Origin of the sequence: Vibrio harveyi (assembly GCF_030060435.1) — a bacterium.
Taxonomy (GTDB): Bacteria; Pseudomonadota; Gammaproteobacteria; order Enterobacterales; family Vibrionaceae; genus Vibrio; species Vibrio harveyi.
The window spans coordinates 914,530-940,717 of sequence record NZ_CP125876.1 but is presented as its reverse complement, the minus strand read 5'-3'; the positions used below and the strand labels follow the sequence as shown (position 1 = coordinate 940,717).

At 46.9% G+C, this 26,188-nt stretch carries 21 protein-coding genes; 11 read left to right on the top strand and 10 right to left on the bottom strand.

Annotation, left to right across the window (positions count from 1 at the left end; translation table 11 throughout):
* Nucleotides 1-83 precede the first annotated feature (83 nt).
* From QMY49_RS20820 to QMY49_RS20805, 4 genes are all read left to right on the top strand, one after another.
* On the top strand, nucleotides 84-2,504 hold the full coding sequence (locus tag QMY49_RS20820) for a GH92 family glycosyl hydrolase (RefSeq protein ID WP_025534386.1): 2,421 nt from the start codon (nucleotides 84-86) through the stop codon (nucleotides 2,502-2,504).
* Between the two features lie 47 nt (nucleotides 2,505-2,551).
* Complete coding sequence (locus QMY49_RS20815) at nucleotides 2,552-5,257, top strand: GH92 family glycosyl hydrolase (protein ID WP_283316557.1); 2,706 nt, start codon at nucleotides 2,552-2,554, stop codon at nucleotides 5,255-5,257.
* A gap of 72 nt (nucleotides 5,258-5,329) precedes the next feature.
* Nucleotides 5,330-7,786, top strand: a complete 2,457-nt coding sequence (locus QMY49_RS20810) for a GH92 family glycosyl hydrolase (RefSeq protein ID WP_283316554.1) — start codon at nucleotides 5,330-5,332, stop codon at nucleotides 7,784-7,786.
* An 89-nt stretch (nucleotides 7,787-7,875) separates the two neighbouring features.
* A complete protein-coding gene (locus QMY49_RS20805; RefSeq protein ID WP_283316553.1) occupies nucleotides 7,876-10,356 on the top strand; it encodes a GH92 family glycosyl hydrolase in 2,481 nt (826 codons plus the stop codon).
* Nucleotides 10,357-10,420: 64 nt separating this feature from the next.
* On the opposite strand, the gene QMY49_RS20800 is transcribed toward QMY49_RS20805, so the two are convergent.
* Both QMY49_RS20800 and QMY49_RS20795 read right to left on the bottom strand, forming a co-directional pair.
* Nucleotides 10,421-10,786, bottom strand: coding sequence for a VOC family protein (locus tag QMY49_RS20800; protein WP_253649930.1), 366 nt, complete (start codon nucleotides 10,784-10,786; stop codon nucleotides 10,421-10,423).
* A gap of 81 nt (nucleotides 10,787-10,867) precedes the next feature.
* Complete coding sequence (locus tag QMY49_RS20795; RefSeq protein ID WP_283316551.1) at nucleotides 10,868-11,734, bottom strand: LysR family transcriptional regulator; 867 nt, start codon at nucleotides 11,732-11,734, stop codon at nucleotides 10,868-10,870.
* A 103-nt stretch (nucleotides 11,735-11,837) separates the two neighbouring features.
* Here QMY49_RS20795 and QMY49_RS20790 point away from each other — a divergent pair, with 103 nt between their 5' ends.
* Nucleotides 11,838-12,449: a LysE family translocator gene (locus tag QMY49_RS20790; protein WP_283316547.1), complete on the top strand. Its 612-nt coding sequence runs from the start codon at nucleotides 11,838-11,840 to the stop codon at nucleotides 12,447-12,449.
* Between the two features lie 108 nt (nucleotides 12,450-12,557).
* Nucleotides 12,558-12,908 (top strand): rhodanese-like domain-containing protein, encoded by a 351-nt coding sequence (locus QMY49_RS20785; RefSeq protein ID WP_283316546.1) that lies wholly within the window; start codon nucleotides 12,558-12,560, stop codon nucleotides 12,906-12,908.
* A gap of 79 nt (nucleotides 12,909-12,987) precedes the next feature.
* On the opposite strand, the gene QMY49_RS20780 is transcribed toward QMY49_RS20785, so the two are convergent.
* Both QMY49_RS20780 and QMY49_RS20775 read right to left on the bottom strand, forming a co-directional pair.
* Nucleotides 12,988-14,070, bottom strand: coding sequence for an AarF/UbiB family protein (locus QMY49_RS20780; protein WP_283316544.1), 1,083 nt, complete (start codon nucleotides 14,068-14,070; stop codon nucleotides 12,988-12,990).
* A 128-nt stretch (nucleotides 14,071-14,198) separates the two neighbouring features.
* Entirely contained in the window at nucleotides 14,199-15,068 is an 870-nt protein-coding gene (locus QMY49_RS20775; RefSeq protein WP_069217764.1) for an SDR family oxidoreductase, read from the bottom strand.
* 187 nt (nucleotides 15,069-15,255) lie between these two features.
* On the opposite strand from QMY49_RS20775, the gene QMY49_RS20770 reads away from it, so the two are divergent.
* Entirely contained in the window at nucleotides 15,256-15,801 is a 546-nt protein-coding gene (locus QMY49_RS20770; protein ID WP_017818455.1) for a TetR/AcrR family transcriptional regulator, read from the top strand.
* 92 nt (nucleotides 15,802-15,893) lie between these two features.
* Here the strand turns inward: QMY49_RS20770 and QMY49_RS20765 are convergent, their stop codons facing one another.
* Nucleotides 15,894-16,844 carry a LysR family transcriptional regulator gene (locus QMY49_RS20765; RefSeq protein WP_017189639.1) on the bottom strand — a complete coding sequence of 317 codons (951 nt, stop codon included), beginning with the start codon at nucleotides 16,842-16,844 and terminating at the stop codon, nucleotides 15,894-15,896.
* Nucleotides 16,845-17,032: 188 nt separating this feature from the next.
* On the opposite strand from QMY49_RS20765, the gene QMY49_RS20760 reads away from it, so the two are divergent.
* The 3 genes from QMY49_RS20760 to QMY49_RS20750 all read left to right on the top strand — a co-directional run bounded on the left by QMY49_RS20760 (nucleotide 17,033) and on the right by QMY49_RS20750 (nucleotide 20,569).
* On the top strand, nucleotides 17,033-17,848 hold the full coding sequence (locus QMY49_RS20760) for an enoyl-CoA hydratase/isomerase family protein (RefSeq protein WP_283316540.1): 816 nt from the start codon (nucleotides 17,033-17,035) through the stop codon (nucleotides 17,846-17,848).
* A gap of 216 nt (nucleotides 17,849-18,064) precedes the next feature.
* Nucleotides 18,065-18,496, top strand: coding sequence for a DUF2000 domain-containing protein (locus tag QMY49_RS20755; protein ID WP_283316539.1), 432 nt, complete (start codon nucleotides 18,065-18,067; stop codon nucleotides 18,494-18,496).
* A 336-nt stretch (nucleotides 18,497-18,832) separates the two neighbouring features.
* Nucleotides 18,833-20,569: an ABC-F family ATP-binding cassette domain-containing protein gene (locus QMY49_RS20750; RefSeq protein WP_283316538.1), complete on the top strand. Its 1,737-nt coding sequence runs from the start codon at nucleotides 18,833-18,835 to the stop codon at nucleotides 20,567-20,569.
* Between the two features lie 45 nt (nucleotides 20,570-20,614).
* On the opposite strand, the gene QMY49_RS20745 is transcribed toward QMY49_RS20750, so the two are convergent.
* Together QMY49_RS20745 and QMY49_RS20740 are read right to left on the bottom strand one after the other, a co-directional pair.
* Nucleotides 20,615-21,499, bottom strand: a complete 885-nt coding sequence (locus tag QMY49_RS20745; RefSeq protein WP_283316536.1) for a glutathione S-transferase C-terminal domain-containing protein — start codon at nucleotides 21,497-21,499, stop codon at nucleotides 20,615-20,617.
* 63 nt (nucleotides 21,500-21,562) lie between these two features.
* The gene (locus QMY49_RS20740) at nucleotides 21,563-22,102 is read right to left on the bottom strand and encodes an NADPH-dependent FMN reductase (protein WP_283316535.1); all 540 of its coding nucleotides are present in this window, start codon (nucleotides 22,100-22,102) and stop codon (nucleotides 21,563-21,565) included.
* A 149-nt stretch (nucleotides 22,103-22,251) separates the two neighbouring features.
* On the opposite strand from QMY49_RS20740, the gene QMY49_RS20735 reads away from it, so the two are divergent.
* Nucleotides 22,252-23,202 carry a LysR family transcriptional regulator gene (locus QMY49_RS20735; RefSeq protein ID WP_283316532.1) on the top strand — a complete coding sequence of 317 codons (951 nt, stop codon included), beginning with the start codon at nucleotides 22,252-22,254 and terminating at the stop codon, nucleotides 23,200-23,202.
* 117 nt (nucleotides 23,203-23,319) lie between these two features.
* Here the strand turns inward: QMY49_RS20735 and QMY49_RS20730 are convergent, their stop codons facing one another.
* From QMY49_RS20730 to QMY49_RS20720, 3 genes are all read right to left on the bottom strand, one after another.
* Nucleotides 23,320-23,751 (bottom strand): VF530 family protein, encoded by a 432-nt coding sequence (locus QMY49_RS20730; RefSeq protein WP_191116961.1) that lies wholly within the window; start codon nucleotides 23,749-23,751, stop codon nucleotides 23,320-23,322.
* 165 nt (nucleotides 23,752-23,916) lie between these two features.
* Nucleotides 23,917-25,521: an ABC-F family ATPase gene (locus QMY49_RS20725; protein WP_078609968.1), complete on the bottom strand. Its 1,605-nt coding sequence runs from the start codon at nucleotides 25,519-25,521 to the stop codon at nucleotides 23,917-23,919.
* 206 nt (nucleotides 25,522-25,727) lie between these two features.
* Nucleotides 25,728-26,186 carry a hypothetical protein gene (locus QMY49_RS20720; RefSeq protein ID WP_009697950.1) on the bottom strand — a complete coding sequence of 153 codons (459 nt, stop codon included), beginning with the start codon at nucleotides 26,184-26,186 and terminating at the stop codon, nucleotides 25,728-25,730.
* Nucleotides 26,187-26,188: the final 2 nt, after the last annotated feature.

Sequence of the window (26,188 nt, the reverse complement as noted above, 5' to 3'; positions counted from 1 at the left end):
CCGGCTATCCCTACAAGCAAATTTTATAAGCAGTCTCTTATAAACACTTTTTTATATACGAATAACGACAAAACGGTATGCACATGTTTAAACGTAATCTTATCTCTTTGGCTATCCTGGTTGGTCTGACGGGTGGCTTGGCTGGCTGTAACAGCGACAACGATTCTTCCTCTTCACTGCCGGGCGATCCAATTGTTGATCTTGCGGTGTTGAAATACGTCGATCCTATGATCGGCACAGCGGCTTCTGGTCATACATTCCCGGGCGCGACGGTACCGGCAGGTATGGTTCAACTGTCTCCCGATACTTTCATCGGCTCTAACACAGACCACGAATCAGGGCTTAACCCTTGGCACTCAGCTTCTGGCTACTGGGATTCATCCAACTACGAAACTGGCGAAGTGGTTAACACTGACGTTCCCCTGTACGGCTTCTCCCATACTCACCTTTCAGGTACAGGCGCAACGGACTTAGGCGACATCTTGGTTCTGCCATACGCAGACATGGCGAACACACAGCTGAACTCTTTCGACAAAGCCAATGAAGAAGCAAGCGCAGGCTACTACAAAACCAAGCTAAACCAAGGTCAAATCGAAGTAGAACTGAGCGCAACCAAACGCGTTGGCTTGCACAAATACACCTTTGCTGATGGCGCGGACCGCAACGTGAAGTTCGATTTGGGTCATACCCTAATGAACAACAACGGCAAGTCTTTGAAGAACAAAGTAGAGGTGGTGGACGAATACACCATTCGCGGTCGTAAAACATCAACAGGCTGGTTCCAAGGGCAAGATCACCAAGGTCAGGACATCTTCTTCTACGCGAAATTCAACCAACCAATCGCCAAAGCACTGCTAGGCGAACAAGACCTAGAACCAACGCGCGAAATGCGCAATGGCGCGGTTTACTCAGGCGATGATCTGACCGCTTACCTAAACTTTGGCACAGGCGAAGAGCCAATTGAAATCCGCGTGGGTATCTCTCCAGTTAACTGGCAAGGTGCACAGAAAAACTTAGAAGCGGAAGCGCCAAGTTTCGACCTAGCAAAAGTAAAAGAAGACGCGGAATACGCGTGGGCTGAGAAGCTAGCGAAAATCAAAGTAGAAGGCGGCACAGACGCAGAGAAAACCAACTTCTACACCGGCATGTACCACATGATGATCGCACCAATCGAGTTCTACGATGTGGATGGTCAATACGTGGATATGCTTGGCACAGTGCGCACACTGAAAGATGGCGACACGCCAAACTACTCGATTTACTCAACGTGGGATACGTTCCGCGCGGTTCACCCAATGTGGACCATCATCGACCCAGATCAAGCAACGCTATACGTGAAAGACTTGATTCGTAAATCCAACGACGAGTTTGGTTTACTGCCGAAATGGGAAGGTCACGGCTCAGAGACCGGCACCATGATCGGCTACCCATCGGCAGCGATTCTGGGCGATGCGGTGACCAAAGGCTTGATTGATGCAGAGCAGGCTTACACGGCGTCAGTGAAATCAGCTCGCTACACACCGCATGAGTACCCACAGATTCATGACGACATCCTAAGCTCACTTATGGCTGGTCAGTTGAACTACCACGAGAAAGAACAGTGTGTTCGTTACCCGAACTGGAACTCAGTGTCGTACTCGTTGGAATTCTCCTTCTACGATTGGACGATCGCAGAAATGGCAAAAGCTGCTGGCGATATGGACGCCTATGAAGAGTTCAAAGCTCGTTCTTACAACTCTTTGAAACACTGGGATGCAAAAGCAGGTAACGCAGACGGCACGGGCTTCTTTGTACCGACAGAACTGAAAGAAGGTGACCCATGTGCACTGAAATACGCTTCAACTGACTTCGACCCTTACAAATCTGACGCGTTCTACTACACAGAAGGTAACGCGTGGCAGTGGCAATGGGCGTTCATGCAAGACTTAGACAAGCTGACTGAAATCATGGGCGGCACGCAAGGTCTGAACGACAAGCTGAACAACCTATTTACTGCCGATCCAAATGGCGGTGAAGCGCACCAAGACATGACAGGCTACATCGGTCAGTACATTCACGGTAACGAGCCTTCGCACCACGTCATCTATTTGTACAACCGTACTGAAGAGTCTTACAAGGCGCAGGAATATCTAGACCAAGTTTACGACCAGTTCTACAAACCGACGCCAGACGGCATCATCGGTAACGAAGACGTAGGTCAAATGTCAGCGTGGTACTTGATGTCAGCACTGGGCTTCTACCAAATCTCGCCAACCGATCCAACCTACAGCATCGGTCGTCCAATCTTCGACAAAGCGACGGTAGACATTGGCTCTGGCACCTTCACGGTAACGGCTGAAAACAACGGTCCAGACAACATGTACATCAAAGAAGTAACCATCAACGGTAAGCCTCTGGATGTGTACAACACCTTCCAGCACAGCGAATTCAAAGCAGGCGGCGAACTGCACTTCGTGATGACGGCTGACAAATCTGAAGCAATGCAAGCCAACCTAGGCGAATAATGATTTTGAGGGGACCTTGTGTCCCCTTTTCTCGTGGAATAAAAACAATGAAACTAAAAAGAACCCTACTCTCTACCGCAGTGTTAACCGCCATGCTTGGTCTTGCTGGTTGTGGCAGCGACGCAGATCCAGAAACTCCGGTTATCTCTACCCCTACTTTGGAATTCGTTGATACCTTGATCGGCACTAAAGGTCTTGGCAACGTTAACCCTTCTCCAGTTATGCCAGAAGGTATGATTCAACCGTCCCCAGATAACTTCGATCCAAACGGTTGGAATGGCAAAGGCTCGCCTGTTGAATACGATCCTGTGCACAGCTTGCTTTCTGGCTTCTCAATGACTCACATTTCTGGCGCAGGTAAAGGCGACCTAAATGACTTCGCCTTCTTGCCATACACAGGCTTCAATACCGATGCCGTGACCATGGATAAAAGCTCGGAAGTGGCAGAAGTTGGTTACTACTCGGTTGACCTTGTAGAAACTGGCGTAAAAGCTGAACTGTCGGCAACCGACCGCGTGGCGTTCCAACGTTATACCTTCAAACCGGGTGAAGACCGCAAAGTGCGTATCGACCTGCAACACGAACTGTTGGAACAATACGGCAACCACTCTCGCAGCATCTACTACAAACGCGTTAACGACACCACAGTCGTAGGCGCGCGTACCTCAAACGAATGGGGTCAATGGCAAACCGTGTTCTTCGCAGCAGAATTCTCTGATCCAATCATTGAAGAGAACCTGTACACCAAGCTGGCTTCTGAAAGCAAACTGACTCCAACCGACGCTACCGAAGTCGGCTTGGAAGATTACCGTGGCTACGCTGAGCACAAACCAATGCCGGGCGAACCAGAACCTGACCCAGAACGCTTGGCAAAACGCGCAAACGATGTCCTGACGCACTTGAACTTTGGCAAGAGCGATGAGCCATTGGTGGTCAAAGTAGCGATTTCTGGCACTGGCGTTGACGGCGCACTGAAAAACCTAGAAGCAGACACCAACGGCTGGAACTTCGACAACGTCGTACAACAAAACCGTGTGGCTTGGGAAAACATCCTTGGCGAGTTTGAACTGGAAGGCGGCAACAAAGCTGACAAGACCATGTTCTATACCTCGCTCTACCGTACGTTTGTTGCCCCATTCCTATACCAAGACGTGGATGGCAAATACCGTGGCATGGATGGCAAAGTGCACCAAGCAGAAGATGGCTTAGTCAACTATTCAGTGTACTCAATGTGGGATACGTTCCGCGCCGCACACCCACTGAAAACCATCATCGATAAAGACCGCGCGATTGAACACGCACGCGATCTATTGAACAAATACCAAACGGGTGGCGTGTTGCCAAAATGGGAACTGCACTCGGATTACACCGGTGAAATGGTCGGTCATCCTGCGGTCTCGGTTATCGCCGATATCATGGTCAAACACCCAGAAGCCTTTACCACTGCTGAGTTTGATTTGGCACTGAAAGCCGCTGACGAAACCGTCAACTTCAACCTTGATAAAACTGAAAGCTGGGTGCCTTATCAAGATGCTTGGAACGGTGACAAACGCTTCACGGTCATGACGCGTCACAACGACTACCAAGAAGACGTCGGCTTTATTCCAGCTAACACCAAATGGGCGCCGGATTCTGGTGACAAACCGGGTTACGTAGAAGGCTTGAAAGTCGATAAGTACGACGAGCTTGTGAACGAATCGGTGTCTTACGGTCTTGAGAACGCTTACTACGACTGGTGTATCGCTCAGATCGCTAAACTTGCTGGCAACGACCAACAGTACGACCGCTACATGGCTCGCTCAGAGTCGTTCAAGAACTACTTCGATTACAACCCAGAGCAATACGGCAAACTGCAAGACACCAAAGGCAACGCATTGGGTGCGACGGGCTTTATGCGTCCGGCTTACATGAACAGCGGCAGCAAGGTTTGGGCGAACAACCTGAAAGCCGAATGTTTGGACGAGAACATGGCACTGTCTATCCCAGACGGTATGGACTACAACGCGTGTAAAGACCGCAAAGCGCTGAACGAAAGTGACGTGTTCTGGCCTTACCGTGCTGAGCACCGTGGCGAAGACTTTACCGAAGGCAACACGTGGCAATGGACATGGTTTGCACCGCACAACTTGAACGGTCTGGCTAACGTGATGGGCGGCGAGCACATCGACCGTACTGACTTCTCTCTTCCTGAAAACGTAACCGAACAAGGCAAAGCGGCATTCTTAGCCAACTTGAATGCGCTGTTTAATGCGGACTCCAACGCCGATACGAGCCAATCACACGACATGTCGGGTTACATCGGTCAGTTCGTGATGGGTAACGAGCCTGATCACCACGTGCCTTACCTATACAACTGGACGGCAGAACCTTGGAAGACACAAGAAATCGTCGACCAAGCGATGAACGAGTTCTACCACCCAACGCATGAAGGTCTGATTGGTAACGAAGACGTCGGTCAGATGTCGGCGTGGTATGTGATGTCTGCATTGGGCTTCTACCAAGTTACTCCGGGTGAAGCAAGCTACACCATCGGTCGTCCTCTGTTCGACAAAGCCGTGATTCCAGTCGCGGACGGTAAATTCACCATCACCTCAGAAAATAACAGCCAAGAGAGCATCTACGTGAAGTCGGTGACCATCAACGGCAAACAATTGAGTGACAACTTCAGCTTCGCGCACAGCGATTTGAAAGACGGTGGTGAGCTGCATTTCGTTATGACTTCAGACAAATCTGAAGCGATGAAAGCGCAGTAGCCGATACCCATCCAAATAACGAAAGGGGGCATCTAGCCCCCTAAAAAACTTCACTTCAGTGGAACCATAAAAATGAAACTAAAAAGAACCCTTATCTCTACCGCTATTCTCGCTGCCATGTTTGGTCTTGCTGGCTGTAACAGTGATGACGACAACAGCAACTCTGGTACACCATCCCTCGACACCACTCTGACCCAATACGTCAACCCATTGATTGGTACAGGCGCAGATGGTCACACCTTCCCAGGGGCGGTTGTGCCTTACGGTTTAGTGCAACTTTCTCCTGATACCGAAATGGAAGGCTGGGGCTCTGCCGCAGGTTACTTCGACCACGGCAAACTGACTGAAATCCCAGTGTATGGCTTCTCCCACACTCACCTTTCTGGCACAGGCATTACCGACCTTGGTGACATCTTAGTTCTGCCTTTTACCAAGAAAGAAAACGCCGTTTTCAATACCTTCGATAAAGACAACGAAACTGCAGAAGCGGGCTACTACGCGGTTGAACTGAACAAAGGCGAAATCAAAGCCGAGCTAACTGCCACGCAACGTGTTGGCTTCCACCGCTACACCTTCAAAGAAGGCACTACGCCACACATCAAGTTCGATTTAGACCACACCCTCAACAAAGGTCACTTCAACAACCGCACCATGAAGGGTGACTTAGAGTTTGTCGACGCTTACACCATACGCGGTTTACGTAGCTCGAACGGTTGGGCGAACAACCAGCACGTTTACTTCTACGCCACTTTCAACCAACCTATCGTCAAAGCCATTGCTCTAGTTGACGGCGCAGAAACCGAAATCGATGTAAACAACGACAACATCGACGCAGTGAAAACCATCGCTTACCTAGAATTCGCACCATCATCAACACCGCTAGAAATCCAAGTAGGCTTGTCACCAACAGGCACAGAAGGTGCGGAGAAAAACCTAGAAGCAGAAGCGAAAGACGTGTCATTTGATACTGCGCGCGCTCAAGCCAACGACGCATGGCACCAAGAGCTTAGCCGCATGATGGTATCTGGCGGCACGGAAGATCAGAAAGAGATCTTCTACACCGCGCTTTACCACGCCTCTATCGCGCCAATGATTTTCCAAGATGTCGACGGTCAATACCCTGCGATGCGTACTCGCATTCAAAAAGACGCGGGCGACACACCAAACTACTCTGTGTACTCCATGTGGGATACCTTCCGCGCTGCGCACCCACTGAAAACCATCATCGACCCAGAACGTGCCGAAGAATTTGCCAACGACCTGATTCGTAAATACGAAGACGGTGGCATTCTGCCGAAATGGGAACTGCACAGCCATTACACTGGCACAATGATCGGCTTCCCTGCGGTTTCTATCATTGCTGACGCGATGGCGAAAGGTTTAGACATCGACCCACAACTTGCCAAAGAAGCGGCTGAGTTTACGGTGCGTTACCACGAGGCGTCTGAATTCCCAGATTGGACGGAAGACAACAACATCGGCGCAGCAAACGTTGTGCAAGTGAAGGTGTACGAAGAAAACGGCTTTGTTCACCACGGCTACTGGAACAGCGCCTCTTACACGCTTGAGTTTGCTTATGGCGACTGGGCAATGGCAGAAATCGCGCGCATGGCTGGCGATGTAAAACTGCAAGAAGAGTTTATGGCTCGTGCCGACAACTGGCTTAACCATTGGGATGCAGAGACAGGCTTCTTACGTCCGAAAAACCACCCGCTAAGCTCATCACCAAACAAACCGCCTTTGGAGTTCAACCAACCAATTGATGAAGAGCGTTTGGATGAGTGTGAAATGGTTGAATGGCCTGAAGGCTCAGGCGTGATGAAAGAGAAATGCCCGCTGCTACCATTCGACCCTTACTACGTGGACGAGTTTGCCTACACCGAAGGGAATGCGTGGCAATGGAAGTTCCAACCAATGCACGATTTCAACCGCCTGAAACAAGAAATCTACCAAGCCGACTTGGCGCAAGGCAAAGACACCACGCCAGAGAAAGCGTTCCGTGAAGATTTGGACGAGCTATTTAATGCACGTTCTTCAAACACTGGTGAAGAACTGCCAGACCTAACGGGTTACATCGGTCAGTACATGCACGGTAACGAGCCATCGCACCACATTCCTTACCTATACGCGCTAACGGATGAGCCATGGAAAGCGCAAGAGTACCTAGACCGCATCATGTCAGAGATGTACACCAGCGAGCCAACTGGCTTGATTGGTAACGAAGACGTGGGTCAGATGAGCTCTTGGTACTTGATGTCGGCAATGGGCTTCTATCAAGTGACGCCTGCGGATCCGGTTTACACCATCGGTCGCCCTATGTTTGATGAAATCACCATTCCAGTGGAAGGCGGCGAGTTCACCGTCATCGCAGACAACAACAGCCCACACAACAAGTACGTGAAGTCTGTAACCATCAACGGCAAACCGCTGGATGCCAACTTCACCTTCAAGCACAGCGAAATCAAAGCGTGCGGCGAGCTTCACTTCATCATGACGGGTGACAAGCAAGAAGCGCTTCAAGCTCAGTAACGTTTTATGTAATTCGTGTTAAAAAAACAAGCAGATAGATTAACTCAGTGGCAGGAAGTGACACGCTTCCTGCCTAAGGAATCAAGATTATGAACTTTACGAAAACCGCTATCGCCACCGCTGTGATTGCAAGTGTTATTGGTTTGGCTGGCTGCAACGATGACGACGATAACACCTCACCAAGCGTCGATACTTCCAACCTAAAATACGTCGACCCATTCATTGGAACAGGCTTTAACGGACACACCTTCCCGGGTCCTGTTGTGCCAGAAGGCATGGTGCAACTTTCTCCAGATACCGAGCTGATCGGCTGGCACTCTTCATCAGGTTACCACTTCGATAAAAAGACTCTATTTGGCTTCTCCCACACTCACCTTTCTGGCACGGGCATGGGTGGTTTAGGTGACATTCTTTTCCTGCCGTTTACCGAAGATAAAGCTAAATACATCGAAGACAGCGACGACTACCGCGAAGCGATTTCAGTCAAGATGGACAAAACCTCAGAAGTGGCAGAAGCAGGTTACTACTCGGTGAAGATTGCAGAGAACGGCATCAAAGCTGAGCTTACAGCTTCTGAACGTGTCGGCTTCCACCGCTACACCTACCCACAAGGTCAACCACAACGTCTGAAGATAGACCTCAACTCCATCCTTAACAGTGATTGGGGTTCGACCTCTCTGCGCAACAAACTGACGGTGAGCGAAGACGGTCATACCATCACGGGCGAGCGCGATGCAGCACACTTCTCTGGTTGGGCGAAAAACCAAAAAGTCTTCTTCTATGCGACTTTCGATAAGAAGATCAAAGACGTCTACATCCTTGCCAATGGTAAGCCTGTTGACGGCCTAACGGCAGAGCACGTTTCTGAATTGATTTACGATGACCAAGGTAATCCAGTTAAGCGTGTCAAAGCGGACGTCACTGCCTACATCGAATTTGAAGATGAAGGCTCACAAGAGTTGAACGCGCAAGTGGCGTTATCTGCGGTTGACCCACAAGGCGCAGAAAACAACTATGATGCCGAAGGGAATGTCTCTTTCGATACTGCGCGCAACAACGCACGTGAGAAATGGGCAAAAGCACTCAACTTCTCAATTGAAGGGGGCACGGAAGATCAGAAAGAGATCTTCTACACCGCGCTTTACCACACCAAGATTGCGCCGATGGTACATCAAGACGTGGATGGTCGATTCCGTGGCATGGGCAAAGGCTCAATTCGTGAAGGCGAAGGGGAATACTCCATCGCTTACGGTCAAGCAACGGAAGAGCAGCCAAACTTCTCGGTTTACTCTCTATGGGATACCCAACGTGCATTACACCCACTAAAAACCATCACAGAGCCAACCCGCGCGGTGCAGTACGCGAAGAACCTAGTTCAGAAGTACACTGAAAGCGGCTTGCTGCCGAAATGGGAGCACTTAGGTGACGAGACAGGCACCATGGTCGGCTACCCAGCGGTAGCAGTGATTGCGGATGCAATGACCAAATTCCCAGAAGAGTTTACTCAGCAAGAGAAAGAGCTGGCGCTGAAAGCAGCGATCGACTCTTCGACTTACGACAACTACCCTGCACTTCAAGCCGATTGGGATCAGGGCGTATTGGATCGCACTTTAACCAAGCACATCGATTACATTGAGAAAAACGGCTTCACGCCAGCTATCCAACGTGTCGATGGTGAGCCAGTATTTGAAGACTACACCGTTGAGTCTGTTTCTTACGGTCTGGAAAACGCGTTCTACGATTGGGCTATCGCACAAATCGCCAAAGCAGCCGGTGATACTCAAGCGGAAGAGCAATACCTTGAACGCTCAAAAGGCTACAAGAAGTACTTCGATTACAACCCAACGGAATACGCAGAGCATGGCGTGACGGGCTTTATGCGCCCATTGATGATTGATGAAACCTTCATGACGCCATTCGACCCATACGGCACAGAACACGAGACAGGCAACTACACCGAAGGTAACGCGTGGCAGTGGACTTGGTTTGTACCGCATGACATCGCGGGCTTAAAAACCATCATGGGTGGCGATGCTGAGTTCCAGAAAAACCTAGAAGCAACCTTCACCGCAGAAAGCCAAGGCACTGAAACACCGGATATGTCTGGTTTGATTGGTCAAGTTGCGTTTGGTAACGAGCCTTCACACCACATTCCTTACCTATTCAACTGGACCGCAGAACCATGGAAGACGCAACAAGTCGTCGACCACATTCTTGATGACATGTATTTCGCTGCCCCAGAAGGCGTAGTTGGTAACGAAGACGTGGGCGCCATGTCCGCTTGGTATGTGATGTCTGCATTAGGCTTCTACCAAGTGAACGCAGCAGAACCTATTTACACTGTGGGTCGTCCGCTATTTGACAAAGCCGTGATTCCGGTGAAAGGCGGCACGTTCACTATCACCACTGAAAACAACGCCGATGATAACATGTACATCAAGTCTGTCACCATCAATGGTAAAGCGTTGGATAACGGTTTCTTCTTCGACCATTCCGAGTTCAAACCGGGGGGTGAGTTGCACTTCGTGATGACGGGCGATCAATCAGAAGCGATGAAAGCGCCTCAATAAACCTCTATCACTCTTCCCTCTTCAAAGGTCAGTTCGCAAGCGCTGACCTTTTTTCATAAACAAATCAATCGATGTTCTGACCAATACGCCACAACACGCCACTAGGATCGTGCAAACAGAACTCTCGCATCTTCCAAGGTTGATCAATCAGTTCCGTCATCTTGGCTCCGAATGATTCCAAATCTACACTTGAAACATGCTCATGCCAGTTGACAACATCTTCCACCAACAAATGCATCATGAAATTATTGCAATGTTTCGGCTCATAAAAATCTTGCAGCAAGAATGAGCAACTGCCCTTGAAGAAGTACGCCACACCACCAAAATCCGAAGGCATCTCAAAACCCAACGCCTGATAAAAACGCTTTGATAGCTCATAATCTTTCGCCGGAACAAAAGATTTAATTTCAACAATATTGAGGTTTTCCATTTCCTAAATTTCCATTATGTAGCACGTATTCAACCACTCTAGGTAACTCAGCGCGCCCTGACTAGGGTCTCTCTCTGTTTCTTAGGTGCAAGGCACACACTCCGCCATTTGGTTTTGCAGCCAATGGACAAATTTTTGTTCCAGTTCAGAACGTGCTTTGTCTTGAGTCAATAAGACATAGTCATGCCCTGACGGCACAAAACCAAATGGTGCAACGAGATTGCCGCGTTTGAGATCGTCCATCACCAAAGGATAAGAGCCCATCGCCGCTCCTAAGCCGTCGACTGCAGCTTGAATGCAGAAATAGAAATGTGCGAAAGACTGTTCTGCTTTGCCATTCATCGACGCTTCACCAGAGCGCTGCATCCATTCTTGCCATGCTTCAGGTCTAGTTTGGCTGTGTAATAGCTTCACAGAGTTCAAATCACTTTTCACTTGCTGCCAGTAGTCCGGAGAAAACACGGGACCCACCCACTCTTCCACTAACTTGGTTTTTGGATAGTGATACAAAGGCTCAAAGTCATCTCGACGAATTGCCATAACAAGCCCCGTCGAGCCAAGCGTTACAGGTCCTCCCGCAGTCGAAAGTCGAACGTCTGCGTCACAACCATCATTAAACGCGGAAAGCCTTGGCATCAACCAACGCATGGTTAACGTTGGCTCACAAGAGACTTCAAGGTATTGATGCTTTTCCTGCACCAGCTTGTTCACGCCAGTTTCCAACGCTTGGAATGCTTGCTCGGTATAGCTTTTCAGCATCTCACCCTCTTTAGTGAGCAGCATATTGCGCCCCTGTTTGTAGAACAGAGGTTGAGCCAGAAAGGTTTCCAACACTTTAATCTGCTTACTCACTGCGCCATGCGTAATATTGAGCTTGTTTGCTGCTTCACTAAAACTCGCAGACGATGCCGCGACATGGAAAACATGGAAGGATTTAAGATGCCTCATCTGTGATTTTTTCTCACACTTAGCAGAATTTGTTTCGATTATAGTCTCCGAACTCTCGACCTACAATTGCCCCATTCATAACAACGAAGAAATAGGAAACACCATGGAGCTTTTCAGCCTTGCCTTATTAGGTATACTCATTGTCATCAGTCCCGGCGCCGATTTTGTATTGGTTCTTAGAAACAGCCTCAACAATGGCAGACAAGCCGGAATTTGGAGCGCCGTGGGCATCAGTCTTGCGATTTCGGTGCACATTACCTATTCATTGCTTGGCATCAGTTACTTAATTTCACAGAACGAATGGTTGTTCAGCTTGATTCGCTACTTAGGTGCGGCTTATCTGATCTATCTCGGATTGAAAGGGATTTTTGGGGCTGATTCTCAGCAGAAGATAGAGGGGGAAACACAAGAAAGCATCTCCATTTGGCAGTTCTTTTTCCAAGGCTTTTTGTGCAACGTACTTAACCCAAAAACCATGTTGTTTTTCTTAAGTATCTTTAGCCAAGTCATCGACCCGAATACAGAATCGCAACACCTAGCTTTAGGTTACGGTGTCTACATGATTGCGCTGCACGGGATTTGGTTTTCTATGGTTGCCATCTTATTTACCTCACCTCGATTACAGAGTTTATTACTGCACGTGAAACACAGGTTGAACCAAGCTTGTGGTGCTGGATTATTGGTGTTTGGTGCCATGCTAGGGTTAAAGTCATAACACGCTGAATTACGACATTTCGACCAATGCCACATCGAAGTTTGATAATCACACGTATAATCCTCGTCAACACTGTTTAGGGCAATTGACCTTGAGGAAAGGAACTCAATGAAAAAACTACTTCCGATTGTATTCACTTGTTTGAGCTTAGCTTTCACCGCGCCACCAGTATTGGCTTCTGAACGTGCAGAGCAGGGTTGGCAATGGATTGAGCAAGGTGCAATGGTTGTCGATGTGCGCACACCACAAGAGTTTGCCGATGGTCACTTGGACAATGCGATTAACTTTCCGCTTTCTGAGTTGGATAAACACTTTGCTAATGTCGAGAAAGATACGCAAATCGTGCTTTACTGCCGCAGCGGTAATCGCTCAGGGCAAGCGTATCAGTACCTACAATCTCAAGGGTTTACCAACCTTCATAACGCGGGTGGCTTGGCTGAGATGCAACAAGCGAAGTAATGCCACTTAGCACCTGCCTAGACTATGGCATGAAAAAGCACACCTCTCGTGTGCTTTTTTGTTTTCTCGACACCGAAAACTAAAGTTGGTACTGCAGCACCAATTCGTGTTTCTCTTGGTAGGTTTGAATCAGTTCGGCTTTACTCTTAGCGGCATTTTGATAAAACAACGCACCTCCTTCAACCAACAAATCATAATGTTGCTGCAGCATATCTAAAACAAACTGCACACGTTTAATTGTGGTTGGCGTGCAACTCTTACCATCCAAATCATCTTCAATATCGAGCACATGCGAACGAAACATCTCAAGCGTAAAAAGATGTTCCAACTGAACGTCAGATTTTAGCGCTGTTTGTATCTTTTCCATCGACGTTTGCACTCGCTCTACGATTTCTGGCACGGCATAGTTTTGAACTAACCAGTCCCGCTTGTATTCAAGCATCTTAAAGCCTTGTTGTTTCACGTTTTTGAATAGCTGCATTGCCTCTTTTCGGGAATAATTTTGCTCCAATAACCAACCAGAGAAGAAGCGCGTTTCAAACCGCTCACAAGCATCAAACATAGGGTCATGCATACCATTGCTGTTGAACTCTCTTAACGGGTCAAACCGATACATATAACCAAAATCGAACAACTTTAGCTGACCTTGTTTATCCACCAGCAAGTTCCCTGAACACAAATCCCACTCAAACAATCCACTTCGCTCACAGACAAATAGAGTCGAGAATAACTGCCTTAGTAAGTCCTCAGTTAGGGCCTGAATTGGCGAACCTTCAATCCAATCTGAAACAATGATTCCTAAACGATAATCAGCATAAACAGTCTCAACAATGTGTTTAAAATCCTCAGTTAAATTCGGATTGTCTTTTTGAGTTTGAAAATCAAGACGGCGTTGAACTTCATTCAGAAAGGAGTACTGACCATCAGGGTTTTGCACTTTCGCCTGTGGGCGTTTTCTCTTGAGCGTATAGTCTCGTCCGCCGACACGAATATGAAATACCTGCGCCGTCAAACCACTTTCAAACGTTTCGACAACATACTCTGAGTCCGCTGTCGTAAACGCCAAGATTTCTGGTGGTAATGGACATTGATCAACATTGCCGACAATTAAGTTTTGATCACTTAAGTCAAATACTTGCTGCTGTAATTGGCGTTGGTTCATGAAGTGCTCCCTGCTAACGATTCAGATATTGTTTACTTTATCGACAATGAAGCACATGACCTCCCCCTTTCTGACCAAAGTCATGGTTGAGTACTTGGGTGGAGTCCTGTTTAAATCGATGAATTGATTCAGCTGTTGTCTTCTTCAGAGAGCTTGCGAAAGTAGTCTTCCAGTCGATGATGCCCATAAGTCGGCGCGATGTTATCTCCACCTAACATGGTCAGGAAGAACTCAGCAGGACCGCCCCACTTCTCTGGTAGGTGGCTGACTATTACGAGAGCAGCTCTGCGTAACAAATCCGGCAAATGCGTATTTTTCTCCGGCTTATTCTGAGATTTGAATGCAAGCTGAGCAATTTGGTTTACTGAAAACACATTCGGTCCGCCTACGTTAATCTCCGTTTCAGTGCTATCGATAGCCTCAACACAAAATCTCGCCAAATCTTTTCCGTGAATGGGGTTAAGCAAGTTTTCACCATCGCCAAAAGTAAACACTCGACCCGATTTCGCCATGTTGTACACCTCGGTAATATCAGAGAAAAAACCATTCGGACGAATCACACAAGGGGTTAATTTTGTTGATTGCAAAAGTCGACTCGCAAAGCGCTCTTTCGCCTCTAGCAGACGAACTTGAGGATATTTCTGAGCATTGAACGCAGAGATATAAATGAATTTACCAACACCTGCTCGCTCTGCTTCTTCGAGTAAGTTCAAGTTTGCTTGGTAGTCGACATCCAAATAACCTAATCCATCTTGCTGACGAGTAATGCCCAAGCATGAGATAACAACGTCCACACCCTCGCAAACTCCTTTTAGCTCATCGGGGTGAGTCACCTGAGCTTCTACTGCCTGCGACTCTTGTAAGCCCATCGCAAGGAGCTTGGTTTTGTTTCTCGCCAACGCTTTAAACTCGGCGTGCTGCGCCATGAGAAATTCAACAATATTCGATCCTAAATAACCCGTTGAACCGACAATTAAAATTCGAGGCTGCGTTTTCATATCGATGTTTCCTATTCTTGGTAGAGGAACAAGACAAAGAGTCCCTTCGTCTTTATTTGGACCAATTGGTCTTTTTAAGTTAGTACGATTCAAACACAAGGTAAAGATCTTTCTTGCCCACTTGGTCTAAAAAAAGAATCTTGTGATATACTGCCGTGATTACGCTAACCATCGAAAAGAGAAAAATATGCCTAAAATCGTCGATCACGATAAAAAACGAGAAGAAATAGCGCTAAAAGCAACAGGTATATTTCTTGAATTTGGCTACAAAAATCTTGGGATGAGACAGCTTTGTGAACAGCTTGGCATGAGTAAAAGTGCGGTCTATCACTACTACAAAAGTAAAGATGAGCTGTTCAAAGCCGCCACCGAGGCAATGGTTAACTTCGATGCAGAAATATTGGCAGGAAGACCGAGCTCAACAAGCGCTAACCCTGAACAACAAGCAGAGAACTTTGTATTAATTTTCCAACAGATGGCACCGCGTTTCTTCCAAGAGATGAAGTTAGTGTCTGATTATATTGATGTGATTGGGCAAGAAAACGTAGCTACCGATCCATGCATGTTACTAGCGAATCAAAAGTACATGACGATGCTAGAAAACTACGTTTCAGCACAACACAAAGAATCACTTTATACCCTAATGCTTGGACTGCTAAACCATCAGTTGATGTTAGGTAAAGCACTAGAAGAAGCGTTTATTATTGAGCAAGTTGAGCGCATTTTAGTTTAGATTCAAACTCGCCTTTAAAAGCAATGTGAATGAGGCTCCGTCGAGCCTCTTTTGTCTAGGTTAATATGGTGAAGCCTAGTCGCTTAATAGCTCTACTTCCCTCGCCCATACATCTTGTCGAAGTTTGGGATGTTCTTCTCCCAAATGGGCGTCTCTTCTCCCACAATAGATTTGAGTGTGTCGATAAATAACTTGGTTTTAATCGGTGCATCTCGGTGCGGATACACGGCATAAAAGGTACCGAAATCATCAATGTTCAAGTGCGTCATGATCGGCACTAACTTGCCTTGTTTGATTTCGTCTTGAACCATTTGTGCAGTCACCACAGCAAGCGTATTTCCTCCTGCAGCGCTTCTTGCCAACATTTCCACATCATTCACTTTATAAGCGACATTAAGCTGAAAATGCTGTTGTTTACCTTGCTCATCTTGATAGCCGAATTTATCGAATAACAAACCTGGGGCGGCGTAAATAGTGGCGGGTAAAGATTCCAACTTCTCCAGACTGTTCACCTCACCATGCTTTTCTAAAAACGCAGGGGCAGCAACAATCAAAAGGCGACTTCGCGCAATCTTACGGGTAATCAAGCTTGAGTTTTTAGGTCGCCCAATGCGGAAGCCAATATCAAAGCCCTCTTGCACCATATCCACCATGCGATCTTCTAAGCGCAATTCAAACTCCACATCTGGGTATTGTTGTTGAAACACCGAAATCGCATCTTGAACATATTGACGCCCGAACATGGTCGAGCTGGTAATGCGCAAGACACCACGAGGCTCCTCGTGATAATTCTGCGCCAAACGGTGAGTATCACTGAGAAGTGACCGAAGGGATTTGGCTTGGTTGACCATTTCATTCCCAGCAGCCGTTAACGATAAAGAGCGCGTGGTTCGGTTGAGCAATCGAACACCCAACTCCTCTTCCAAACGGCTGATCTGCTTTGAGATCACCGAACGATCCACATTCTTCTGTTCTGATACCTTAGTGAACGAACCAAGCTCGACCACTTCAAGTAGCAGCAATAAACGACTAGAGAAATCCATAACGTCATACCTAAAAACTATTGTTGCTTTTATGGCACCAATTATATGCCATTTAGCTTATTTTTCTCATCTTATAACAAATCTATAGTAGCTGCACACAACGGGAGAGAGACAAACCTCCTCAATACCAAACCAATAAATTCGCGTGACCGAGGTCTGCTGATCTTACTAACGCTGAGGAAACAGCTATGAAAACTCTATCAATCACACAACAAAATGGCATCGCTACTGTTGAAATCAACAACCCGCCAGTGAACGTACTGACTATCGATTTGATTAACGAAATCAACGAATTTGTCCTATCACTTAAAGATGACCGCGATACGAAAGTGGTGGTATTCAAATCACTTCATGAGTCTTTCTTCTTGGCGCATTTAGATTTGAACGTAATCAACGGCACACAAGGTGGTCAGGCAGCATCAATTGAATTCAACCACATGATTGCCAACATCAAAGTGATGAAACAAGTATCGGTTGCTGTGGTTGATGGTGTAGCTCGTGGCGGCGGTAATGAGTTTGTGATGGCGTGTGACTTGGCATACGGCACTGAAAACGCAGCATTTGCTCAGCCAGAGATTCACGTAAACATCCCAACGGGTGGTCAAGGTGCGGTGCAGTTCGCTCGCCGCATGGGCAAAAACAAAGCGCTTCAAGCACTGCTACTTGGTAACGACTTTACGGCACAACAAGCAGAGCAGTTAAACATCATTACTCAGTTTGTTCCTAAAGCAGAGTTAGATGGGTTCTTGGCGGCAACATTGGGCGTGATTAGCCAACTAGAAGTGCGTGACATCGTAATGTACAAAGAGATCATCGCAACCTCTATCAAAGATGAAGACGCAGGTGCAGAGCTAGAATTGCGTTACTTCTTAGAGCGCGCAAAAGAGCAAAAAACCGCAGCGATCATCGACGCGTTCCTAAAACACGGTGGTCAAACAGAGCGTGAAGCGAAAGACATCCAAGGCATCTTTGTTGATACTGCGGCTGAGCTAAACAAACAATAAAGCTTGGTTCATCATCGACCTAAGGCACCGACAGTCCGTTGGTGCCTTGTCTATTAGAAAACTCGGGAAATCTTATTGCATGAAAAACGATTAAATCATTCGTTTATTGCAAACTTGGCTTATCAACAGCAATGTTAGAAACAAAATTGCGCGTGCGAGGAAATACAATGGAGGCAGTTAAACAATAGTCAGATCAATAGAAAAACGAGGTCCTCCATGAATCAACTTCCCGACGAAAACCAAAAACGATTTGTTGCTGTAATCAGTAAAAAAGTTGAAGTGGGACGCGCCGTTAACGTATTAGGGCACTTAAGCGTAAGCCTTGCGAGTCAACTTTCTGATGGCGACGCAGTCTATACCGACTATCACGACCTCGACGGCAATGCTCATCCAAATATCTCGCACTATCCGTTTATCGTCTTGAGAGCGGATAACTCCAACAAAATCAGAAAGCTTCGCCAAGAAGCACTCGATAAAGGTATCCCCTTCTCCGATTTTACTCACACCATGGTAGAAGGAGGCTCTGAAGTACAACAGCAAACCACCAAAAACACATCAGAAGCAGAGCTAGAATATTTAGGCATTTGTTTGTTCGGCGAGACTGAAACTCTTCGAGAATTGACCAAGAAGTTCAGCTTATATCGCTAAAAGCCCGTGATACCTTGGTGATCCATCATTTTTTCATCAAGCTATCTGTACATTGCCACTTTTAGGGTTAGAATCTAGCGCATCTATCAACCAAAAGTGGCAACACTTACAACGAAATTAAGGAGGAATTTATGTCTTTGTGGTGTTCAATCAACCCACGTTTTTATGGCATGAAGGACCGCTCAAGAGTTTCAGATTTCGCGCTGCGATAATCTCGACTTGAGCGAATAATTACCTTTCGACGAAAACACGTCACCCGAGTACTTTCCCTCAAGCTCGAAGAATTATTGTCAGCTATGACAAAGGCGTCTTACGCCCAAAATTCTTGAGAACACTATGAGTACTTTTTTAACTGCACAATCATTAACCCTTTCTCACACAGCAACACCAATCTTCAAAGATCTAACGTTTACGATTCATCGTGGCGACAAAATTGGTCTTATCGGTCATAACGGCTGTGGTAAAAGCTCCCTACTCAAACTGCTTAGCGGTCAATTTGAACCAAGCCAAGGCACGGTTGCCAAAGCCAGTTCATGTTTGATGCGTTATGTTGAGCAGCATTTACCTGAGTCTTTAAGCACACATTCCGTATTGGACGCGTTAGCGGAATCCTTATCCGATGATGAGATTTGGCGCGCCGAACTCTTATTGGATGAACTCGGATTTTCAAACACAGAACGACACATGCCGATTGAGAATTGCAGCGGTGGTCAGCAAATGCGACTCCTGCTTGCTCGTGCGATTATCCATCAACCTGACTTACTGCTTCTGGATGAACCAAGCAACCACTTGGACTTGCCATCGCTCCTTTGGTTAGAGCAATTCTTATCAAACTGGAAAGGCTCATTCGTATTGGTATCTCACGATCAAACCTTACTCGATCGCGTCACCAACGCCACTTGGGTCATGCGAGATCGCTCTCTGCATCATTTCTCTTTGCCTTGTTCTCAAGCAAGACAAGCATTGAAAGAGAAAGATGAAACCGATCAACTTCGCCATGCCAGCGAGCAGAAAGAGATCGACCGAATCGAAAAAAGCGCCAAGCGTTTAGCCACTTGGGGCAAAGTCTACGACAACGAAGATCTTGCTCGAAAAGCCAAGACGATGTTTGCGCGCAAAGAACGTTTAGAGGAAGAACAAACCGAACTGACAGAAGGCACACCATGGGCGCTACAACTTCAAGGTGAGTCAATGCCAGCAAATCGACTGTTAGAGGTTTTGCCTTTCTCGGTAACGCCACCAGACAGTGATTATCACTTGTTTGATATGGCAGAAATGCGCGTCAAAAGTGGCGACCGGGTTGCCGTTCTAGGCAGTAATGGTTGCGGTAAATCGACTTTATTAAACCTGCTTTATCATCAGTATGAAGCCATCCAAACCGACCTAAGCAACCAACATGAGAGTGTAACTTTCCACGATCGCTGTCGCTTGGGTTACTACGATCAATCCCTAAAGCAACTCGACGATCATCAATCCATCACGGATGCGTTGCAGTCGTTTGCCAGCATCAGTAGTGAACAGGCAAAACGTTCGCTAATTGGTGCAGGATTTGAGTACGCAAGACACGAACAGAAAGTCGTCAGTCTAAGTGGTGGAGAGCGAGCAAGGCTGCTGTTTGTCGGCTTAACCCTCGCTCGTTATCACATGTTGTTTTTAGATGAACCGACCAACCATTTGGATATGGAAGGCAAAGAGGAGTTGATTGAAACTTTGCAAAACTTCGAAGGTGCCGCCCTATTGGTGAGTCACGACCGAAGCCTGATAGAACAAAGCTGTAATCGATTCTGGTTTATTGAAAATGGCTTACTGACGGAGTATTTAAGCGCAGAAGATGTGTATCAACGCGTAACTGATACTGCACCGAAATCAGCCATATCGCATCATTGCAATGAAGTAATGTCGATGGAAACAAACACCGCGTCTGATGAGCAATCCGAAGAGCAAATGCTGGAAAGACTGTTGGAACTGGAAAGCTTGCTGGAAGCCGATTTAGGACGAAAGCCCAAACATCAAAAACCAGCGATGCAAAAGCAATGGCAGCAAGAGATAGAGGAAATTACGGCGCAGCTATAAAAACAAAGCCGGAGGTAATCTCCGGCTTTCTTTATTAGATTCGAATTAGATCCACTCAATCTCAGGTCCTGCGGGCACAATCCCATTTGGGTTGATGTGCTTGTGCGAGAAGAAGTAATGCAGCTTCATGTAATCAATATCGATTGTGCTGCGAATGCGATCATCGGCAACCAAATCCAGCATGTAACGATACAAGTTTTGGTGCGCCTTTAGGGGCTTTTTGTTGGCTTTGAAGTGCACTTCATACACCGCCTCGAAGCGCACTAATGTTGGCAGCAAGAACAAGTCTGATAGGGTAACGTCTTCACCATGCAAGTAGCGCGACTGCCCCAAACGCTTATCCAGCTGCTCTAGCGCATCAAACAAGGTTTCACTCGCTTGGTCATATTGCGCTTGCGTGGTTGCAAAGCCGACTTGATATACCTTGCCATTCACATTGCTGTGAAGCCATCGATTTAGGCTTTCGATCTCTTCACGCAATGCGGCCGGTACCAACTCCACCGGATGTTTTGCCAAAGGCAGCCAACGCGTAGCGAGGTCCATTGCCATTGCGGCTGAATCATTACCCACAATCGCATGGTTTTGCTTATCCCACAGCAAAGGAACGGTTACGCGTCCGGTGTAATCGCTTTTCGCTTTTACATACAACGCCGCTAGATTATCCGCGCGGTATAGAGGATCAGGATGTGCGTCATCAAACTCCCAACCATTGCTATAACGCTTTGCAGCGACGGAAGAGACGGAAATGCTCTCATCCAAACCAAGATACTTGATCACTAGGTAAGGGCGATGGGCAAATGGACAAGCCAACGACATGTACAAGTGATAGCGACCTGCTTCGATCTGACTTGGTAACGCGAATTGATCTTCTGCTGTCAGCTCACTTGCGTCTTTGTTTGGATACCAAACGCCTTGTTCTAATACCGCCATATCTTACCTACCTTTCTTGATTGGCTACCCTGATGAATTGCTACTTATGCGAGTATAGATAACTTACAGAGACTTCTCGAAAGACGTCATTAGCTCGCTCAGTTCAGCTGAGGTCCCAGCATCAAATTTGCCATCTTGGAACTTGTCGTAGAAGCCGCCTAGGCTGTATGTGCCTTTTACATCGCCACCCCACCAAGGCATCAACTCAGCCATGGTTTTGATGTTAGTCGCACCGCCGTTTGCACCCGGAGATGTGCTAACCAGTAGAACTGGTTTCTTCGTGTCACCAAAGAAAGACGTACCTTGAGGTGCAACACGCGATAGCCAATCAATCGCATTTTTCAGAAATGCTGGCATTGAGCCGTTGTGCTCTGGTGATGCAATGATGATCGCATCGTATTCGTTTAACGTTGCACGCAGTTTGTGTGCGTTTTCTGGGATGCCCTGACCTTCAACGTCCAAACCGTACATTGGCAATTCAAAGTCGTTTAGGTCAATGGTGTTTACTTCTGTTTGTGTAGCTTGGTTTGCCAGCGCTTGAACCAATAGGCTGTGGATTGATTGGCTGTTGTTGCTACCAGTAAATGCGACGATCTTTTTCATAGTGGAATCCTAATTACGTTTGCCCCTACTTATGTCGGGCACTCAGTGAATAAGGTGATATTAATTAACTCCCATCAGTGAATAAACACTATAATAGTGGCTATATAGTTCACCATTAGTGAACAATGAAAACATGAGGAAACTAATGCGTGGATAAGATCAGAGCATTAACCGTATTTCGTCGAGTGGTGGAGCTAGGTAGCTTCGTCTCGGCAGCAGAAGATTTAAATCTCTCAAAAGCCGCCATCAGTAAGAACATCAATGAATTAGAAAGCTATTTGAAAAGCCCTTTGATTAACCGCACTACCCGCAATTTGCACATTACCGATAATGGTCAGCTCTATTATCAGCAAGTGTGTCAGGTTCTCGATGCACTCAACAATGCCGATCGTTCAGTGATCGAGTCTTCGCACACATTAAAGGGCACGCTAAAAGTCAGCATGCCTATGTCATTAGGGTTGATTGAGCTGAATCCCATCATCTGTGAGTTTATGAAGCTGCATCCAGAGCTATCCATCGAAGTGGTGATGAGTGATGAACATATTGATTTGATTGAGCAAGGGGTCGATATTGCCATTCGTGGCGGAGGCGAATTGGGTAACTCTAGCCTACGCTCGCGCAAACTACTGGATATTCGTCGTGTACTTTGCGCTTCCCCTCAATACCTTGAAGAGTCGCAGCCGTTTCAATCTCCACGTGACGTTATACACCATCGTTTGCTTAGCTATAGCCTCTCTTCAACGTCTCGCCGTTGGACATTTCAAAATGGCAGTGAGGTACTGGAAGTTGATCTGCCTGCGAGTGTTTACACCGTCAATAGCGGTTTGGCACTCACCCAAGCGGCATGTGCCGGACATGGGGTTGCGTTGTTGCCAGACTTCTTTGTTGAGCCTCAATTAACTTCAGGTGAATTGGTTGAAATTACCCCTGAATGGCAGATGGAGAAGCACGCGCTGTATATCGTTTACCCTTACCACAAAGAGCAATCGCAAAAGCTACGTGCCTTTATTGATTATGTGGTGGAGAGCTTCCAAGCGCGATTCAGCCGTCAGTCAGACCCGCAACAGATGTACTCTTCGATTATCAAGCTAGGGTCTTGATAACGAGGTTTAGCCAAAGAAAAGGCAATAAAAAAGCCAAACTGGATAGTTTGGCTTTTCATCAAAATCACTCTTGTACCTAGGCAACAAGCCTACAAGAACAAGAGAACTGAAAGTTTATCGGCGACGATTATTAAAGCGAGCACGGTCTGAGCGTTGTTTTGCTGAACGCTCTTTGTGGGCAGACGCTGCCTTCGCTTGTGAAGCCAGAATCGAGTCAACCGTCAGTTCCATTGGTTCACGAGGCTCCAATCCATGACGGAAAGTACGTGCGCGTGGTGGCAGGTTGTACTCGTATTCCGACGCCTTTGGCATGCGCTTGTAGCGGTATAGGTAGAAGTTCTCTACACGCTCGCGAGCCCATTCTGTTTTCTTCAGATACTTAACACTGCTCGCAATGCTTGGCTTAGTGTTGAAACAGTTCATACGCATTGCTGTGTCGAGGATTTCCCAACCGTAATGGTCAACAAGCTGCTGCAACATGTCTTCTAATTTAAGACCGTGCAGAGGGTTGTTCTTCTGCAGTTCAATACGTTCTTCGTCGGTCATAAATTCATGGCTCATGAACGGCTCCTTAATTGTGGGTGGCGAGCGTTGTACTCACCACCTTACCTCTATTAGGTTTAGATTAAATCATTATTGCGAATAATCTGTTGTTTTCTTCGTCTCAAAGACGATCTTTACGTCCAATTATTCACGATGATCGGCGCTTGGTTACGCAGCGCTAAGCACCTTTTGTTGGTGTGCCATGTACTCTTCAAATGTACCTTGGAAACTCACCAACTGTTTGTCTTTTACATCAATGATTGAAGTCGCCAATGACGATACGAACTCACGGTCATGACTAACAAAAATCAAAGTGCCTGTGTAGTCTTTTAACGCGCTGTTTAACGCTTCAATTGCTTCCATATCCATGTGGTTGGTTGGTTCATCCATTACCAAAACGTTGATGTCTTGCATCATTAGCTTACCAAACAGCAGGCGGTTCTTCTCACCACCCGAGCAGTTTTTCGCTTTTTTGTTGGCATCATCAGCGGTAAACAACAAGCGACCTAGAATGCCACGCACCATTAGGTCATTGTGCTTCACGGTACGCCATTGTGAGATCCACTCAAAGATGGTCAGATCATTATCGAAGTCCGCGCTACTGTCCTGTGGGCAGTAACCAATCGAAGCGTTTTCAGACCATTTTACTACGCCCTGAGTTTGCTCTAATTCGTTCACTAGGCAACGCAGCAAAGTGGTTTTACCCACACCGTTTTCACCGATGATCGCAAGGCGAGTGCCTGCTTCAAGTAACAAATTGCCTTTTTCAAACAACAGCTCATCACCAAAGGAGTGACCAAGGTCTTGCAGTTCCAATGCTAAACGATGCAGTTTTTTGCCCTCACCGAAATCAATCGATGGGCTAACACGGCTACTTGCTTTCACTTCGTCGAGTTGGATTTTTTCCATCTTCTTAGCGCGAGAGCTGGCTTGTTTCGCTTTCGATGCATTTGCACCAAAGCGGTTTACGAATTCTTGAAGTTCGTTGATCTCAGCGGTTTTCTTCGCGTTAGAAGCCAATAACTGCTCACGACGAAGACCAGATGCCTCAAGGAAGTATTCATAGTTACCAGGGTAAATGCGCAGTTCGCCATAATCGATATCTGCCATGTGAGTACACACAGAGTTTAAGAAGTGACGGTCGTGCGAGATGATGATCATCGTACACTTACGTTGGTTCAACTCTTCTGCCAACCAGTTGATGGTGTGAATGTCCAAGTTGTTGGTTGGTTCATCAAGCAGCAAAATATCTGGGTTTGCAAACAGAGCTTGCGCCAAAAGCACGCGCAGCTTCCAGCCCGGAGCAACTTGTTGCATCAAACCAAAATGCAGTTCTTCTTCAATACCCGCTTGCAGCAAAATATCGCCAGCACGGCTTTCTGCTGTGTAGCCATCCATTTCTGCGAACTCACTTTCAAGCTCAGCGACTTTCATACCATCTTCTTCACTCATTTCAGGCAATGAGTAGATGCGGTCACGTTCCTGCTTCACTTCCCAAAGCTTGCGGTCGCCCATGATCACAGCATCAATCACACTGTATTGCTCAAACGCAAACTGATCTTGGCTCAATACGCCAAGTTTCAGCCCCGGAGTAATAGAAACGTTGCCCGAGCTTGGCGCTAATGCTCCGCTCAGGATTTTCATAAATGTCGACTTACCACAGCCGTTTGCGCCAATCAGACCATAACGGTTGCCGTTGCCAAATTTAGCAGAGATATTTTCGAACAGTGGCTCGGCACCAAATTGCATGGTGATATTGTTTGTACTAATGATAGCGGCGTCCTCGAAGGAAATGTCTTTTAAATAACAAGTTGTTAAATCACTTTCGAGATACGGTTAGAAAAGGGCATATTGAAAGTGGACGCCATTCTATCTGATTCGTTCAATAGGTGATATAGATCACGCTAATGTTGCGAAGGATTTTTATCAAAAACAAAGCGCAACTTTCGCCACGCTTTGCTTACTGACAATATCTTGGATTAAAAATCGAGATGGTAATTGTTGTTGGATTGGTTCAGCGAAATCACCCAGTTCTTCTCAGATTCACTAGCGCTCATTGGCACCCATTGTGCGTACAACTTGGTCCAATTACCATTCACCTCCAACTCAACCTGGCTGGTTCGCGTTGGGTAGACTGTTGTGATCCGTGACATAGGGTCCGCGATCACATCCCCATTCTCAGTGGTAAATGCCGCTTTAGTATAGAGGTGTAATGCACCATCAGCAGAGCCTTGGTAGTTCATGGACAGAGTAATCGTCTCACCAATATCAAAAGAAAAGTCGCGCTGCGCCACAATGTCTTGCGTATCATCAACCTCGTCAGCAACAGGTGTTGGTGCTGGCGTAGAAGAACCACCACCTCCGCCGCCCCCGCCTCCACAAGCAGCGACTAAGGTTGAAGCAAACATGATGGTCAGTAGTTTTGTCGAAGTATTCATGT

Excerpts from the sequence above, each read along its gene's own strand:
- QMY49_RS20820 (WP_025534386.1), top strand. The coding sequence starts at position 84 with ATGTTTAAACGTAATCTTATCTCTTTGGCTATCCTGGTTGGTCTGACG.
- QMY49_RS20815 (WP_283316557.1), top strand. The coding sequence starts at position 2,552 with ATGAAACTAAAAAGAACCCTACTCTCTACCGCAGTGTTAACCGCCATG.
- QMY49_RS20810 (WP_283316554.1), top strand. The coding sequence starts at position 5,330 with ATGAAACTAAAAAGAACCCTTATCTCTACCGCTATTCTCGCTGCCATG.
- QMY49_RS20805 (WP_283316553.1), top strand. The coding sequence starts at position 7,876 with ATGAACTTTACGAAAACCGCTATCGCCACCGCTGTGATTGCAAGTGTT.
- QMY49_RS20800 (WP_253649930.1), bottom strand. The coding sequence starts at position 10,786 with ATGGAAAACCTCAATATTGTTGAAATTAAATCTTTTGTTCCGGCGAAA.
- QMY49_RS20795 (WP_283316551.1), bottom strand. The coding sequence starts at position 11,734 with ATGAGGCATCTTAAATCCTTCCATGTTTTCCATGTCGCGGCATCGTCT.
- QMY49_RS20790 (WP_283316547.1), top strand. The coding sequence starts at position 11,838 with ATGGAGCTTTTCAGCCTTGCCTTATTAGGTATACTCATTGTCATCAGT.
- QMY49_RS20785 (WP_283316546.1), top strand. The coding sequence starts at position 12,558 with ATGAAAAAACTACTTCCGATTGTATTCACTTGTTTGAGCTTAGCTTTC.
- QMY49_RS20780 (WP_283316544.1), bottom strand. The coding sequence starts at position 14,070 with ATGAACCAACGCCAATTACAGCAGCAAGTATTTGACTTAAGTGATCAA.
- QMY49_RS20775 (WP_069217764.1), bottom strand. The coding sequence starts at position 15,068 with ATGAAAACGCAGCCTCGAATTTTAATTGTCGGTTCAACGGGTTATTTA.
- QMY49_RS20770 (WP_017818455.1), top strand. The coding sequence starts at position 15,256 with ATGCCTAAAATCGTCGATCACGATAAAAAACGAGAAGAAATAGCGCTA.
- QMY49_RS20765 (WP_017189639.1), bottom strand. The coding sequence starts at position 16,844 with ATGGATTTCTCTAGTCGTTTATTGCTGCTACTTGAAGTGGTCGAGCTT.
- QMY49_RS20760 (WP_283316540.1), top strand. The coding sequence starts at position 17,033 with ATGAAAACTCTATCAATCACACAACAAAATGGCATCGCTACTGTTGAA.
- QMY49_RS20755 (WP_283316539.1), top strand. The coding sequence starts at position 18,065 with ATGAATCAACTTCCCGACGAAAACCAAAAACGATTTGTTGCTGTAATC.
- QMY49_RS20750 (WP_283316538.1), top strand. The coding sequence starts at position 18,833 with ATGAGTACTTTTTTAACTGCACAATCATTAACCCTTTCTCACACAGCA.
- QMY49_RS20745 (WP_283316536.1), bottom strand. The coding sequence starts at position 21,499 with ATGGCGGTATTAGAACAAGGCGTTTGGTATCCAAACAAAGACGCAAGT.
- QMY49_RS20740 (WP_283316535.1), bottom strand. The coding sequence starts at position 22,102 with ATGAAAAAGATCGTCGCATTTACTGGTAGCAACAACAGCCAATCAATC.
- QMY49_RS20730 (WP_191116961.1), bottom strand. The coding sequence starts at position 23,751 with ATGACCGACGAAGAACGTATTGAACTGCAGAAGAACAACCCTCTGCAC.
- QMY49_RS20720 (WP_009697950.1), bottom strand. The coding sequence starts at position 26,186 with ATGAATACTTCGACAAAACTACTGACCATCATGTTTGCTTCAACCTTA.